Here is a 12826-nt window from a genome sequence, read left to right on the forward strand (position 1 = left end):
CGCGTGTTCGCGCGGCGGCTCGCTGACTTATCGTCATCGATTTGTGTCAAAGGCAAGATCCATAACCGATCGTGTACGGAGTTGCCACTGCGCGGGCGTCATGTGGTCCTCGCGGCGGTCAGCGACGGCATGGCGGGGATCACGGCGGCGAGCCATCCGGCAGGGTCCGCGGTGAAGCGCGGCGCCGCCTGCGGCTCCCACCACGACCGCACGGCGACGATCGTCTCCTCCCTCCCCGTCCGGCCGTCCCGGTAGGCGACCTCCCGTTGCCCGGTCTCCCGGACGACGACGCGGCCCCGCTTCGCACCGGCGTCGTAGTCGTTCCAGTTGATGCCGTGGCCGGCCCACAGCATCTCCTGCATCTGCCCGGTGGACCTGCCGTGGAGCTCCCGGTGGGAGAACTTCGCCTGCGCGGCCATGGTGATGCTGTTGCGCACGCAGTCGTTCTGCCGCCACAGGAAGTAGTTGGCGACTTCGAAAGGGTCGGCGAGGGTGAACGCGCGGGCGTCGAACGTGGCACGCCGGCCGCCGGCGCCGCCGGTGACGTACGCCTCGTCGAACGCGATCGTCGCGATGCTCGCGGCCACGCTGACGATCTTTTGCGTCACGCCGCCGAACCACGGCTGCGACGACGGGGTGGCGAAGTCGGTCACGAGCACGCTGCACTCGTCGGACTGCACGTACGCGAACACGCTGCCGGTGATCTCCTCGCACAACGCTCTGCCGACCTCGTTCATGGCGTCCATGACCGCGCGGTCGAACGGCCGGCGGGCGTCGCGGAGGAAGGTGTGGAACGCTCGCCCGTCGACGCGGAGGATCGTGTACGCCCGGCGGGGCAGCACACTCCTGGTGGCGTGCTCGTACGCCTTCATGCGGTCGCCGAGCGCGGTCCTGTCGCTCATGCCGGTCTCTCCTTGACCTCCGCCGCCTGGCCGGTCCGGGGGTGGGGCGGGTGATGCAGGATCTCACGCTGTGGGGGAGGGGCCGCCACCGTTTATCGCGATCGAGGACGGAGGCCGGCGCCTCTCGAAGGCCGTACGTCAGGAGGCGGGGCCGGCCTCGCGTCGTCCTGTTCAGCCGCTTGCCTTTTCATCCGTCTGCTTTCTCATCGGGGACCTGGAGCCTGCCCAGGAGCATGAGCAGGAGCTCGTCGACGATCTGGTCGCGGGTGGCGTCGACCCAGCCGACGGCCCAGTCGTGCATGAGCCCGTTGATCGCTCCGATGAACGCGGCGGCCGTGATGCGGAAGTCGCGCGGGGGAATCTCGCCGCGGCCGGCGGCGTCGTCCAGTTGCTCGCACAGGAAGTCGATCCAGCGGGCGCGGCGGTCCAGGCGCTGGCGGTCGAGCCGGGGGCTGACGCCGATGATCTCCACGAACGCGATGCGGGTGTGGCGGGGGTCGGCGGTGGCCCCGGCCGCGTACGCGCGGAACAGCCGGCTGCAGCGGTCGACGGGCTCAAGATGCCGCACCTGGGGGAGGACGTCGAGGACGGCCTGCTGGGCGGCGTCGTTGACGTACAGGTGCAGCTCGGCCAGCAGGTCCTCCAGCGTGTGGAACTCCTCGTAGAACTGCCGGCTGGACAGGCCCGCGGCCCGGCACACGTCCGTGATCCTGGTGGCGCGGTAGCCGGGGCCGGCGCCGAACAGGTCCAGGCCCGCCTTCAAGAAGCGCCTGCGGCGCTCGGCCTGCCGCTCGGCCGCCGACCTGCCGCCGTACCGGCCCGCCGCCGGGGTGATCCTGCCCGCCACCGCGTCCTCCGTTCCGTAATGCATGAATTTTGGGCCTTGTGGCGGGCGTCGCACGTGCCTACTATTCGGTAACAAGTCTGAATATCCAAATATTCAGACTTGCACGGGTCCACGCGCCGCAGGCGTGCGGGCCCCTCGGCCGGCCATGCTCGATCTCCCTCACCTCCCACCCCCCGGAGGAAGAACATGCACGCTTCGGCCCTCGCACGCCTGCGCAGGTCCCTGCTCGCCGCCGCCGTGGCGGTCGCCGGCGCCGTCGTCTGCGGCGTTCCCGCCGGTCCCGCGAGCGCCGCCGACGGACTGCGCGAGGTGATGTTCGTCGGAAACAACTGGGACGGCACCGCGGACGTCATCGAGTCGAGCGGGAGCTTCGCCAGGATCGGCCGGATCAACGTCATCCCCGACAAGGCCCGGCGGCTGGCCGAGATCTACCTCAACCCCATCAAGCTGGCCTTCTTCCTGGGCATCCGGCAGGGGCCCGGCGAAGGCCACGACCAGTTCGTCGACGACATGTACGCGACCCCGGACGGCACGGCCATGGTCGTCTCGCGCCCGAGCTTCGCCGACGTGGTGTCGATCGACCTGGCCACCGGCGCGATCAGGTGGCGGTTCCCGGTCTCCGGCTTCCGCTCCGACCACATGGCCGTGTCGCCCGACGGCACCAAGGTCGCGGTGTCGGCCTCCACGTCCAAGACCGTGCACGTCCTTGACATCACCACCGGCAGGCAGCTCGGCTCGTTCGGCACGGGGGACAAGCCGCACGAGAACATCTTCACCGGCGGCGGCAGGTACATCTGGAACATGTCGATCGGCGAGGTCGACAACGACTTCGACAGCCCGTCGCAGGACTGGCTGAAGGGCGACCGCCACATCACGATCGCGGACGCCTCGACGTACGAGGTCGTGCGGACGATCGACATGCGCGACCGGCTGGACGCCTTCGGCCGCAGCGACCTGTCGGACGCGGTGCGGCCCGCCGTCTTCACCCCGGACGAGTCGAAGCTGTACTTCCAGGTCTCGTTCTTCAACGGCTTCGCCGAGTACGACACGGCCACCGACAAGGTCACGCGGATCAAGACCCTGCCGAAGAACCCGGCCACCAGCGAGGACCGCACCACCTGGGTGAACGACTCCCGGCATCACGGGCTGTCGATCAACCCCGCCGGCGACAAGCTCTGCGTCGCCGCGACGATGGACGACTACGCCACCGTCGTCGACCGGGCCACCCTGCGGGAGGGCCCGCTGGTGAGCGTGTCCAAGCCCTACTGGGCCACCGTCAGCGGCGACGGACGGGCCTGCGTCATCTCCGAGAGCGGCGCCGACCGGGTCACCGCCATCGACTTCGCGACCGGGCAGAAGATCACCTCGGTGCCGGTCGGCGACCACCCGCAGCGCGTCCGCATCGCCCGCATCCCGGCCGGCTGGACCCCTCCGCCCGCCGGCTGAACCTCCGAGGGAGCGTGCCCGCGTCTGCTGAGGCGGGCACGCTCCCGGTCCACGCGTCACGTACGCGGGGACTCAGGCGTCCTCGTCCAGCTGGATGGCGGCGGCGGGGCAGACGGCGGCGGCCTCGCGGACCGCGGTGTGCCGGTCCTCGGCGGGCTCGGGCTCCAGCAGGACGACGATGCCGTCCTCGTCGCGCTGGTCGAACACCTCCGGTGCGATCAGCACGCACTGGCCGGCGCCGCAGCACTTCTCCTCGTCGACGATGACCTTCATGTCCATGTCCTCCTTGCCGATCGAGCTTCGTGGTCGGGGGTCACCAGCGGACCGGGACCTCGCGCAGGCCGCCGACGGCCAGCCCCTCCACGCGTTCCAGCTCCTCCACCGGGACGGCCAGCTCCAGCGTCGGCAGCCTGCGCAGCAGCACCTCAAGGACGACCTGCAGCTCGGTGCGGGCCAGCGCCTGCCCCAGGCAGGAGTGGGCGCCGGAGCCGAAGGCCAGGTGGGGGTTCGGGCTGCGGGTCAGGTCCATCTCGCCGGCGTTCTCGAAGGCGGTCTCGTCACGGTTGGCGGCGGCCATGCTGCACACCACGGTCGTGCCGCGCGGCAGGACCGTTCCGCTGACCTCCGTCTCCGCCTTGAGGTAGCGGGGCAGCCCGAAGCCGGAGTTGGCGTCGAAGCGCAGCGACTCCTCCACCGTGGTGCGGATCAGCGACGGGTCGGCCAGCAGCCGCTCCCATCGGGAGCGGTCGGCCAGCAGCATGGCGACCATCTTGCCGATCATGTTGGCGGTGGTCTCGTGCCCGGCGACCAGCAGCGCCATGCCGGTGACCAGGATCTGGATGTCGGACAGCCCGCCGTCTTCCGGGCCGCCGGCCGTGATCAGCTCGCTCAGCAGGTCGTCGCCGGGCTCGGCGCGCTTGGCGGCGACGAGGTCGGACATGTACTGGAAGAACTCGCCCTGGGCGGCCTCGATCTCGGCCTTGCCGTAGCGGGTGAGGTTGAGCAGCGTGTCGGACCAGTAGGAGAACCGGTCCCGGTCGGCGGCGGGCACGCCGAGCATGTCGCAGATGACGTAGACCGGCAGCGGGAAGCCGAGGCCCGCCCTGAGGTCGCCCGGCGCGCCGCGCTTGACCATGTCGTCGATGAGGTCCTCGGCGATCCGGATCATGGCGGGCCGCATGGCGTTCATGCGCTTGGCGGTGAACCACTTGCCGACCAGGCGCCGCCAGTGCTGGTGCTCCTCGCCGCTGTCGGGGATGATCTTCGCCATCTCGCTGCTGAACACCCCGCCGCCGTCCGCCGACAGCCGGGCCGCGTCGGGCGCGTTGAGCTGGCGGGTGAAGCGCGGGTCGGCCAGCACCTGCTTGACGTCCTCGTAGCGGGTCAGCAGCGTCGCCCGGTCGCCGCTGGGCAGCGTGACGTGGGCCACCGGGCATCGGGTGCGCAACTCGGCCCACTCCGCGGGCGGGTCCAGCGCCGCGTCGTTCGGGATCGGGTAGCTCAGGACCTGCTCGTCGACACTCATTCGGCATCTCCTCTTATCGATGGTCGGTCGCCGTGCACCCCCCGAATCGGAAGGACGGCGAATCGGAAGGACGGCGCCCCTCACGTATGCCCGGGTCATCGTGAAGGCTGGTCGTGCCGGTGCCCGTCTGTACGCAAACTCCCGGGCGCCTCAGGGACGGGTGTCCCAGCCGGTGTCAGGGATGGGCGGCCACCGTGCTCACGGCGTGCGCCCACGCCGCGCCGGCCGCGATCGCCGCCCGCCAGGCGCGCAGGGTCTTCGGCGGCATGCCGACGGCGAGCACCCCGGTCAGCCGCTCGCCCGTGCGGTAGACGAGCAGGAAACGCCGCTGCGCGACGTCGCCGTCCACGACGACCGCTTCGTCGTGACCGCGCAGGTGCCCGTACGCCTGGATCTTCATGCCGTACTGGTCGGACCAGAAGTACGGCACCGGGGCGAACGGCCGGCGGGCCTCGGGGGACAGCAGGTTGCGGGCCACGGCCATGCCCTGCTCGGCGGCGTTGGTGCGGTGCTCGATCCGCATGGCCGTGCCGAACAGGGGGTTGTGCCAGCGGGCCACGTCCCCGGCTCCGTACACGGCGGGAGCGGCGGCGCTGAACTCGTCGCACACCAGCCCGTCGTCCAGGAGGAGCCCGCTGTCCTCCAGCCAGCCCGTGTTGGGCACGGAGCCGATGGCCACCAGCACGTCGTCGGCCGGCAGGACCGTCCCGTCGCCCAGCCGCACGCCGCTGACCGCGCCGCCGGCGCTGACGACCTCGCGGACGGCGGCGCCGGTGCGCAGCTCGACCCCGTGGTCACGGTGCACCTGGGCCAGGAACCGGCCGGCCTGCTCGCCGACGGCCTGCGCCATCGGGACCGGGCCCGCCTCCAGCATCGTCACCGCCACCCCCAGGGCGCGGGCGACGGCGGCGACCTCGCCGCCCACGAACCCGGCGCCGACGATCACCATCCGCCGTCCCCGACGCAGCCGCGCCTTCAGCGCGAGGGCGTCGTCCAGGGTGCGCAGTGTGTGGATCCCGGCCACCCCCTCGCCGCCCGGCAAGCGGCGGGGGCGGACCCCGGTCGCGACGACCAGCCCGTCGTACGGCACGCGGGCGCCGCCGGCCAGCTCCACCGTCCGTCCGGCCACGTCCAGCCCGGTCGCGGCCACTCCCAGGCGCAGGTCGAGACCCAGCGCCTCGATGTCGTCCTCCCGCCGCAGCGGCAGCCGGCCGGGCTCCCACTCCCCGGTCAGGATCTGCTTCGACAGCGGCGGGCGGTCGTACGGCGGATGCGGCTCGTCACCGACGAGCGTGAGGGCACCCCGGTAGCCGGCCCTGCGCAGCGCCTCGGCGGTGACCAGCCCGCCCGCGGAGGCTCCCACGATCACGACCCGGTTCACGACTTTCCCAGCGTGTTCATCGCGTTCCCTCCGACAGCTGGTGAGACCGGCGACGGTGGTGCCGGCCAGGGCTCGGGGGGACGCCCACGACCGGTTCAACCGGACAATGTTGTCCGGAACACCGTAGCCCGCCTGACAGCGACATGTCGAGTAACGACGAGCGAGATGTCGAAAAATCGGACATCGGTGTCCGGTTGCTATCCTGGCCGCATGGCTGTAGCGCGCCGGACGAACAGGGGGCCCAGCGCCGCGGCGGGCAACCGGGCGGCGCTGATCGCCGCGGCCCGGGAGGTGTTCGCCGCCGCCGGATACGAGGCGCCGCTCAGCGCGGTCGCCCGCGCCGCCGGGGTCGGCCAGGGGAGCCTCTACCGGCACTTCCCCGACCGCACCAGCCTCGCCCTGGCCGTGTTCGAGGACGGCGTCGCCGAGCTGGAGGCGCTGGCCGCCGAGCCCCGTGCGACGCTCGACGACCTGCTGACCCTGATCACGGAGCAGACCATCGCCTCGACCGCGTTCATCGAGATGGTCAGCGCGTACGCCGACGACCCGCGGATCATCGCCGTGCGCGACCGCGTGGCCAAGGTGCTCGACGGCAAGCTCGCCGAGGCCCGGCGCGCGGGGCACGTCCGCGCGGACCTGACCACCGACGACCTGATCCTGGCCGTCGGCATGTTCGCCGCGGTCCTCACCATGAGACCGGCGCCGGCCCGGCGCGTCGCCGCCGCACGCGCGTGGGCCCTCCTGCGCAGGGGCATGGACGCCTGACCGGGAGGTCCGGCGGGAAACCGGCGGACCACGCCCGGCCGTGCGGCGCGCGTAAGCGCACCTCCTCGCGGACACGACAACGGGGAGGCGTATGGAGGACGGGTGGACTCGATCATCAACTGGCTCTGGGGCCTGCCGGGGACGGTGCTCTACGCGGTCGTGGCCGCACTGGTCTTCGCCGAGGACGCCCTGTTCGTGGGGTTCGTCGTGCCGGGGGAGACGGCCGCCGTGCTGGGCGGCGTGCTCGCCGCTCAGGGCAGGCTGTCGGTGTACTGGCTGGGGCTCGTGGTGACGCTCGCCGCGATAGCCGGTGACAGCGCGGGTTACTTCATCGGCCGCCGCCTCGGCCCCGGTGTCCTGGACGCACGGGTCCTGCGCCGCCGTCGTGACCGCGTGGAGAGGGCCCAGGAGCTGATCCGCCGATGGGGCGCTCAGGCGGTGTTCTTCGCGCGGTTCGCCGCGTTCCTCCGCGCCATGATGCCGACCCTGGCCGGGGTCTCGCGCATGAGCTACCGACGGTTTTTCCTGTTCAACGTGCTGGGCGGGGTGATCTGGGGAGTCGGCTACACCCTCCTGGGCTTCTTCGCCGGAGCGGCGTACGAACAGGTGCAGTCGGCCGTGGGCGGTGCGGTCGCGGCCGTTCTCGCCGCGGTCGTCGTGACCGCTCTGGTCGTGTGGCGCGTCCGGCGGCACCGCAGACGCTCCTGGGAACGCGAGGACTCCGGCAGCTGAACCCCTGGCCGGGAGGATCGGCGAGCGGTTGGGCGTGGCGCCCGGGAGCGGCGTGGAACGCCGGGCGATGGTGCCGCTGCGGCCGATTGTCGGTCCCGTCTGGCAGGCTGATCGCCCATCCACGATCGCACGAAGGGGAGACCGCATGGCCGACTGGCGTGAAGTCGCCGAATCGGCGCCGGAGTTCGCCGCCCGGATCCGCGAGTCGTTCGAATCGCACAAGCACAAGACCATCGCGACCCTGCGCAAGGACGGTTCGCCGCGGGTCAGCGGCATCGAGGCCTACATCGTCGGTGACGAACTGTGGTTCGGCTCGATGCCCGGTGCCCTCAAGGCCCGCGACCTGCAGCGTGATCCGCGCTTCGCGCTGCACGGCCCACCGGTTCTCCTCGGCGCCGGCGACTCCGCCGGCTCATCCGGGGGCGACGCGAAGCTGTCCGGGTATGCGGTCGAGGTCACCGATCGAGACCTGATCGCGCCGATGCTGGTCGCGCGCGGCTTCGATCCCGGCGCTTTCAGCGGGTCCCATTTCTTCACCGCCGACATCCGCGAGGTCGTCTTGACGCACATCGAGGGGTCCGTCATGGTCATGGACCTCTGGCGCCCCGGGCAGGGACTGCGCCGCATCGAGCGGACCTAGCGGGAAAGGCGTGCGGGCCCGTCCGAAGGACGGGCCCGCACGCGCCACGACAGCGCATCGCCTCGAAAGGAGGCGGCGTCCCCGGCCGGAGCGGCACCATGGCCGAGCCTCTCTCGTGCCGGGCCGGCGGGGCGCAGTCAGTCCTTGTTCGACTGCCGCCAGTCCCGTACGGCGTCGCGGATCTTGTCGAACACGGCCACCGGCGGGCCGACCAGCATGTTCGCGGTCGCGGACTCTCCGGCGCCCGGGTGGGGCCTGGTGGGAGAGATCGCCTCGGCGGCCCGGACCGCGCCGGCCATGCGGCGCAACCGCTCCGGGGACGTCTCCTGACGCAGCCGGGGGAACTCCTCCTGCTCCTCGTGCGTGGCGTGGTCGACGACCGCCTTCTCCAGAGCGGCCAGCCGGGTGTCGAACTCGGGGTGGTCGACGCCGAGGCCGTACAGGTCCGACAGGGCGTGCTTCGCCTCGTCCTCCTCGTGCAGCCGGGCCTCGACGACCCCGTCTCCCGCCTTCGACCGCGCCGCCGGGTGCACGACCTGCTCCTCCGCGCTCTCGTGCACCGCCAGCAGCCGTACGAGGTCGTTGAACAGCGCGCGCTTGCGCTCGCCACGCGCGGCGGCGACCTCCGCGAACAAGGTCTTGATCTGGTTGTGCTGCGCCAGCAGCAGGTCGATGACGTCCTGTTCGGTAGCAGTGGTCACTGTCGTCACCTTTCGACTCGGAGACTTGACCCGCCTGCCCGGCATCGGCTGCCCTACACCCGCGCGTCCTCGTGAGCCGAAGGGCGCCGTGATGCGTCATAGGGAGCATGAGGATCTCGCGTATCGCGCTGCTGCCGCTGGCGGCCCTGTCCGTGCTGGCCGTCACCGCTCCCGCCGAGGCGGCCACGGCCCACAGGAAACTGCTCGTGGAGTTGCGGGAGGAGGGCGGGTTCGCCGGGCTGCGCAGCCGGGTGGCCGTCTACACGGACGGCTGCGCCGTACTGAGCCGCCGCACCGGACCTGTCGTCCGCAAATGCCTGACCGCCGCGGAGTGGCGTGGCCTGCGCGGCTCGCTGAAGCACCTGCGGCTCGGGCGCTCCGAGCCCCGGCCGCAGGGGGCCGACTTCCTCGTCTACCGGCTGGCCTACAAGGGGCACCACGCGACCCGCTACACCCTGCCCCCGACCTGGCAGCCGGTCGTGAGCAGGCTGGAGAAGGTCCTGGTCAAATACGGGCCGCCCAACTGACCCCCCGCTCAGCTGCGCAGATAGGAGGCGCCGTTCAGGTCGACGATCGTGCCGCTGGCCCACTCGGCGTCCGGTGACGCCAAATACAGGACGGCGGCCGCGATCTCCTCGGGCCTCGCCACTCTCCCGAACGGGCTCTGGGCGCGGATCTCGTCGCCTCGCGGGCCCTTGAGATGCCCGTCGGTCATGTCGGTCTCGACGAAGCCGGGCGCCACGGTCCCCACGGCGATGCCGAGGGGCGCCAGGGCGATGGCGAGCGACTGGCCCAGCGCGTTCAGGCCCGCCTTGCTGGCCCCGTAGGCGGGACTGTCCGGTTCCCCGCGGAAGGCGCCGCGCGACGAGACGTTGACGATCCTGCCGCCCGGAGCCATGTGCCGCACGGCGTTCCAGATGACGTTGGCCGGTCCGACGAGATTGACGGCCAGCGTCTCGCGCCACACCGCCTGCCACTCCTCGTAGGAGGTCTCCACGATCGGATGGTGCAGGAACACCCCCGCGTTGTTGACCAGGACGTCGATCCCGCCGAGCGCCGCCGCGGCCTCCTCGACCATGCGCCGCGCGCCGGCGGGATCGGCGAGGTCGGCCTGGACGACGGCGTGGCCCTCTCCCGGAAGCTCGGCACGGAGCCGTTCGGCCAGGTCGGGGGAGCCGCGGTGATGGATCGCGACGCGGTCGCCCGCGGCGGCGAAGGCCACCGCGATCGCCCGGCCGATTCCGCGCGACGCGCCGGTAACGAGGACTGCTCGCTCACTCACAGGGGGAGACTATCGTCCCTTTCGTCCCGTCATGGCTCCTGGCCGAGGGGGCGTACGCCGACCTCCAGCCGGGAGGCGAGCTCGGCCACGCTCGTGCCGTACGTCTCGACCACGGTGACGCCCCCGGGGCCGATGTGGAAGACGGCCAGGTCGGTGTAGACGCGGCTCACGCAGGCCAGCCCGGTGAGCGGGTAGGTGCATTCGGGGACGAGCTTGGGCGTGCCGTCCTTGGTGAACAGCGTCATCATGACGAACACCTGCCTGGCGCCGGTGGCCAGGTCCATGGCGCCGCCGACGGCGGGGATGGCGTCGGGGGCGCCGGTGTGCCAGTTGGCCAGGTCGCCGCGTTCCGAGACCTGGAAGGCGCCGAGCACGCACACGTCGAGGTGGCCGCCGCGCATCATCGCGAAGGAGTCGGCGTGGTGGAAGTACGACGCGCCCGGCAGCTCGGTGACGGGCATCTTGCCGGCGTTGGTCAGATCGGGGTCGATGTCGTCGCCGTGCGCGGCGGGCCCCATGCCGAGCATGCCGTTCTCGGTGTGCAGGACGACCCCGGAGCCGGCCGGGAGGTGGTCGGCGACCGTCGTCGGCTGGCCGATGCCGAGGTTCACGAAGGACCCGGGCGGGATGTCGCGGGCCACGAGGGCGGCGAGTTCGTCGCGGCCGAGCGGGCCGCGGCCGAGGTGTTCGACGGCCTTCACGGCGCTGGTCACGGGGTCGCCTCCGTCGCGTTCAGGTCCAGGATCCGGTCGACGTAGATGCAGGGGGTCACCACGGCCTCGGGGTCCAGCTCGCCCGTCTCGACGACGTGGTGCACCTGCGCGATCGTCAGCGTCGCGGCGGTCGCCATGACCGGCCCGAAGTTGCGGGCGGTCTTGCGGTAGACGAGGTTGCCCATCCGATCGCCGACATGCGCGGCGATGAGGGCGACGTCCCCCTTGATCGGATACTCCAGCACGTAGTCGCGCCCGTCGATCGTGCGCGTCTCCTTGCCCTCGGCCAGCGGCGTGCCGACCCCGGTGGGGCAGTAGAAGGCGCCGATGCCGGCACCGGCGGCGCGCATGCGCTCGGCCAGGGTGCCCTGCGGGACCACCTCCAGCTCGATCTTCCCCGCGCGGTAGAGGCCGTCGAAGACCCACGAGTCGCTCTGGCGGGGGAACGAGCAGATCATCTTGCGTACCCGCCCGGCGGCGAGCAGCGCCGCCAGGCCGGTGTCGCCGTTGCCCGCGTTGTTGCTGACCACCGTCAGGTCGCTCGCGCCCTGCCGGATCAGCGCGTCGATGAGCTGGACGGGCATCCCGGCCATCCCGAAGCCGCCGATCAGGACGGTCGAGCCGTCGGCGATGCCCGCCACGGCCTCGCCGGGGTCGGTGAACACGGCGGTCATGACGCGCTCACGTTCTCGAGCACGACGGCCAGCCCCTGGCCGACGCCGATGCAGATCGCGGCCACACCCCACCGCTCGCGCCGTTCGCGCAGCACGTGGGCGAGCGTGCCGAGGACGCGGCCGCCGGAGGCGCCCAGGGGATGGCCGACGGCGATGGCGCCGCCCCTGGTGTTGACGATCGCGGGATCGACCTTCCACGCGTCGAGGCACACGAGCGACTGCACGGCGAACGCCTCGTTCAGCTCGACGGCGCCGACGTCGTCCCAGCCGATCCCGGCTCGGCGCAGCGCCTGGTTGGCGGCCTCGACCGGCGCGTATCCGAACATCTGGGGTTCGAGCGCGCAGGCCCCACGACCGGCGACGCGGGCGATCGGGTCGGCGCCGATCCGGTCCGCGGCCGCCTGCGAGCCGAGCACGACCGCGGAGGCGCCGTCGTTGAGCGGGGAGGCGTTGCCGGCCGTGATCGTGCCGTCGGGGCGGAAGGCCGGTTTCAGCCCGGCGAGGATCTCCGGCGACGTGCCGGGCCTGATGCCCTCGTCGCGCGCCAGGTCGGCACCCTCGACCGGGACGACCAGGTCGTCGTAGAAGCCGTCGTTCCACGCCGCGTCGGCCAGCGCGTGGGACCGCGCGGCGAAGGCGTCCTGCCGCTCACGCGAGACGCCGAACCTCTCGCCGAGCTGCTCGTTGGCCTCGCCGAGGGAGACCGTCCACTCCTTCGGCATGCGCGGGTTCACCAGCCGCCAGCCGAGGGTGGTGGAGACCGCGGTCACGTCCCCGGCGGGGAAGGCCCGGGAGGGCTTGGGCAGCACCCACGGGGCCCGTGTCATCGACTCCACGCCACCGATGACGACGACGTCGGCGTCGCCGCTCTCGACGGTCCGCGAGCCGATCATGGCGGCGTCCAGGCTCGACCCGCACAGCCGGTTCACCGTGGTGGCCGGCACGGTCACCGGCAGCCCGGCCAGCAGCACGGCCATCCGGCCCACGTTGCGGTTGTCCTCGCCCGCGCCGTTGGCGTTGCCCCACACCACGTCGCCGATCTCCGCCGGATCCAGCCGCGGGAGCTTCGCCAGGACGCCGCGTAACGCGGTGGCCGCGAGGTCGTCCGGGCGGACACCCGCGAGCGCGCCGTTGAACCTGCCGAACGGCGTGCGCGCCGCGGCGTAGACGAAGGCCGAGCCCATGACGTTCCCTTCTTGTTCGCTGAGCGAACGCCGG

At 71.9% G+C, this 12826-nt stretch carries 15 protein-coding genes; 5 read left to right on the forward strand and 10 right to left on the reverse strand.

Translation table 11 applies throughout. The features are described from left to right. Positions 1-98: 98 nt before the first annotated feature. Together ABZ860_RS40095 and ABZ860_RS40100 are read right to left on the reverse strand one after the other, a co-directional pair. On the reverse strand, positions 99-902 hold the full coding sequence (locus ABZ860_RS40095) for a tRNA(His) guanylyltransferase Thg1 family protein (RefSeq protein WP_357231098.1): 804 nt from the start codon (positions 900-902) through the stop codon (positions 99-101). A 187-nt stretch (positions 903-1089) separates the two neighbouring features. Further along, complete coding sequence (locus tag ABZ860_RS40100) at positions 1090-1773, reverse strand: TetR/AcrR family transcriptional regulator (RefSeq protein WP_357231101.1); 684 nt, start codon at positions 1771-1773, stop codon at positions 1090-1092. Positions 1774-1935: 162 nt separating this feature from the next. Here ABZ860_RS40100 and ABZ860_RS40105 point away from each other — a divergent pair, with 162 nt between their 5' ends. After that, complete coding sequence (locus ABZ860_RS40105) at positions 1936-3195, forward strand: YncE family protein (protein WP_357231104.1); 1260 nt, start codon at positions 1936-1938, stop codon at positions 3193-3195. Between the two features lie 72 nt (positions 3196-3267). Here ABZ860_RS40105 and ABZ860_RS40110 read toward each other — a convergent pair whose 3' ends face one another. From ABZ860_RS40110 to ABZ860_RS40120, 3 genes are all read right to left on the reverse strand, one after another. Further along, entirely contained in the window at positions 3268-3468 is a 201-nt protein-coding gene (locus tag ABZ860_RS40110; protein WP_357231211.1) for a ferredoxin, read from the reverse strand. A 40-nt stretch (positions 3469-3508) separates the two neighbouring features. Continuing rightward, complete coding sequence (locus tag ABZ860_RS40115) at positions 3509-4720, reverse strand: cytochrome P450 (protein WP_357231107.1); 1212 nt, start codon at positions 4718-4720, stop codon at positions 3509-3511. Between the two features lie 175 nt (positions 4721-4895). Beyond that, the gene (locus tag ABZ860_RS40120; protein WP_357231110.1) at positions 4896-6101 is read right to left on the reverse strand and encodes an FAD-dependent oxidoreductase; all 1206 of its coding nucleotides are present in this window, start codon (positions 6099-6101) and stop codon (positions 4896-4898) included. A gap of 210 nt (positions 6102-6311) precedes the next feature. Here ABZ860_RS40120 and ABZ860_RS40125 point away from each other — a divergent pair, with 210 nt between their 5' ends. From ABZ860_RS40125 to ABZ860_RS40135, 3 genes are all read left to right on the forward strand, one after another. After that, positions 6312-6866 (forward strand): TetR family transcriptional regulator, encoded by a 555-nt coding sequence (locus ABZ860_RS40125; protein WP_357231113.1) that lies wholly within the window; start codon positions 6312-6314, stop codon positions 6864-6866. A gap of 102 nt (positions 6867-6968) precedes the next feature. Beyond that, positions 6969-7598, forward strand: a complete 630-nt coding sequence (locus ABZ860_RS40130; RefSeq protein ID WP_357231116.1) for a DedA family protein — start codon at positions 6969-6971, stop codon at positions 7596-7598. A 145-nt stretch (positions 7599-7743) separates the two neighbouring features. After that, positions 7744-8238, forward strand: a complete 495-nt coding sequence (locus ABZ860_RS40135; RefSeq protein WP_357231119.1) for a pyridoxamine 5'-phosphate oxidase family protein — start codon at positions 7744-7746, stop codon at positions 8236-8238. 137 nt (positions 8239-8375) lie between these two features. Here the strand turns inward: ABZ860_RS40135 and ABZ860_RS40140 are convergent, their stop codons facing one another. Continuing rightward, complete coding sequence (locus tag ABZ860_RS40140) at positions 8376-8939, reverse strand: hemerythrin domain-containing protein (RefSeq protein WP_357231122.1); 564 nt, start codon at positions 8937-8939, stop codon at positions 8376-8378. 107 nt (positions 8940-9046) lie between these two features. Between ABZ860_RS40140 and ABZ860_RS40145 the strand changes: the two genes are divergently transcribed. After that, positions 9047-9466 (forward strand): hypothetical protein, encoded by a 420-nt coding sequence (locus tag ABZ860_RS40145; RefSeq protein ID WP_357231125.1) that lies wholly within the window; start codon positions 9047-9049, stop codon positions 9464-9466. Positions 9467-9474: 8 nt separating this feature from the next. On the opposite strand, the gene ABZ860_RS40150 is transcribed toward ABZ860_RS40145, so the two are convergent. The 4 genes from ABZ860_RS40150 to ABZ860_RS40165 are packed head-to-tail and all read right to left on the reverse strand — an operon-like array spanning position 9475 to position 12792. Then, a complete protein-coding gene (locus tag ABZ860_RS40150) occupies positions 9475-10221 on the reverse strand; it encodes an SDR family oxidoreductase (protein WP_357231128.1) in 747 nt (248 codons plus the stop codon). 29 nt (positions 10222-10250) lie between these two features. Further along, complete coding sequence (locus ABZ860_RS40155; RefSeq protein ID WP_357231131.1) at positions 10251-10934, reverse strand: 3-oxoacid CoA-transferase subunit B; 684 nt, start codon at positions 10932-10934, stop codon at positions 10251-10253. Next, positions 10931-11608 (reverse strand): 3-oxoacid CoA-transferase subunit A, encoded by a 678-nt coding sequence (locus tag ABZ860_RS40160; protein ID WP_357231134.1) that lies wholly within the window; start codon positions 11606-11608, stop codon positions 10931-10933. Before ABZ860_RS40160 ends, ABZ860_RS40155 begins: the two co-directional genes overlap by 4 nt. After that, the gene (locus tag ABZ860_RS40165) at positions 11605-12792 is read right to left on the reverse strand and encodes a thiolase family protein (RefSeq protein WP_357231214.1); all 1188 of its coding nucleotides are present in this window, start codon (positions 12790-12792) and stop codon (positions 11605-11607) included. Before ABZ860_RS40165 ends, ABZ860_RS40160 begins: the two co-directional genes overlap by 4 nt. Positions 12793-12826: the final 34 nt, after the last annotated feature.

This window comes from Microbispora sp. NPDC046973, from assembly GCF_040644495.1.
Taxonomy (GTDB): domain Bacteria; phylum Actinomycetota; class Actinomycetes; order Streptosporangiales; family Streptosporangiaceae; genus Microbispora.

Coding starts and splice junctions, on each gene's coding strand:
- ABZ860_RS40095 (WP_357231098.1), bottom strand. CDS start 902: ATGAGCGACAGGACCGCGCTCGGCGACCGCATGAAGGCGTACGAGCAC.
- ABZ860_RS40100 (WP_357231101.1), bottom strand. CDS start 1,773: ATGCATTACGGAACGGAGGACGCGGTGGCGGGCAGGATCACCCCGGCG.
- ABZ860_RS40105 (WP_357231104.1), top strand. CDS start 1,936: ATGCACGCTTCGGCCCTCGCACGCCTGCGCAGGTCCCTGCTCGCCGCC.
- ABZ860_RS40110 (WP_357231211.1), bottom strand. CDS start 3,468: ATGAAGGTCATCGTCGACGAGGAGAAGTGCTGCGGCGCCGGCCAGTGC.
- ABZ860_RS40115 (WP_357231107.1), bottom strand. CDS start 4,720: ATGAGTGTCGACGAGCAGGTCCTGAGCTACCCGATCCCGAACGACGCG.
- ABZ860_RS40125 (WP_357231113.1), top strand. CDS start 6,312: ATGGCTGTAGCGCGCCGGACGAACAGGGGGCCCAGCGCCGCGGCGGGC.
- ABZ860_RS40135 (WP_357231119.1), top strand. CDS start 7,744: ATGGCCGACTGGCGTGAAGTCGCCGAATCGGCGCCGGAGTTCGCCGCC.
- ABZ860_RS40145 (WP_357231125.1), top strand. CDS start 9,047: ATGAGGATCTCGCGTATCGCGCTGCTGCCGCTGGCGGCCCTGTCCGTG.
- ABZ860_RS40160 (WP_357231134.1), bottom strand. CDS start 11,608: ATGACCGCCGTGTTCACCGACCCCGGCGAGGCCGTGGCGGGCATCGCC.
- ABZ860_RS40165 (WP_357231214.1), bottom strand. CDS start 12,792: ATGGGCTCGGCCTTCGTCTACGCCGCGGCGCGCACGCCGTTCGGCAGG.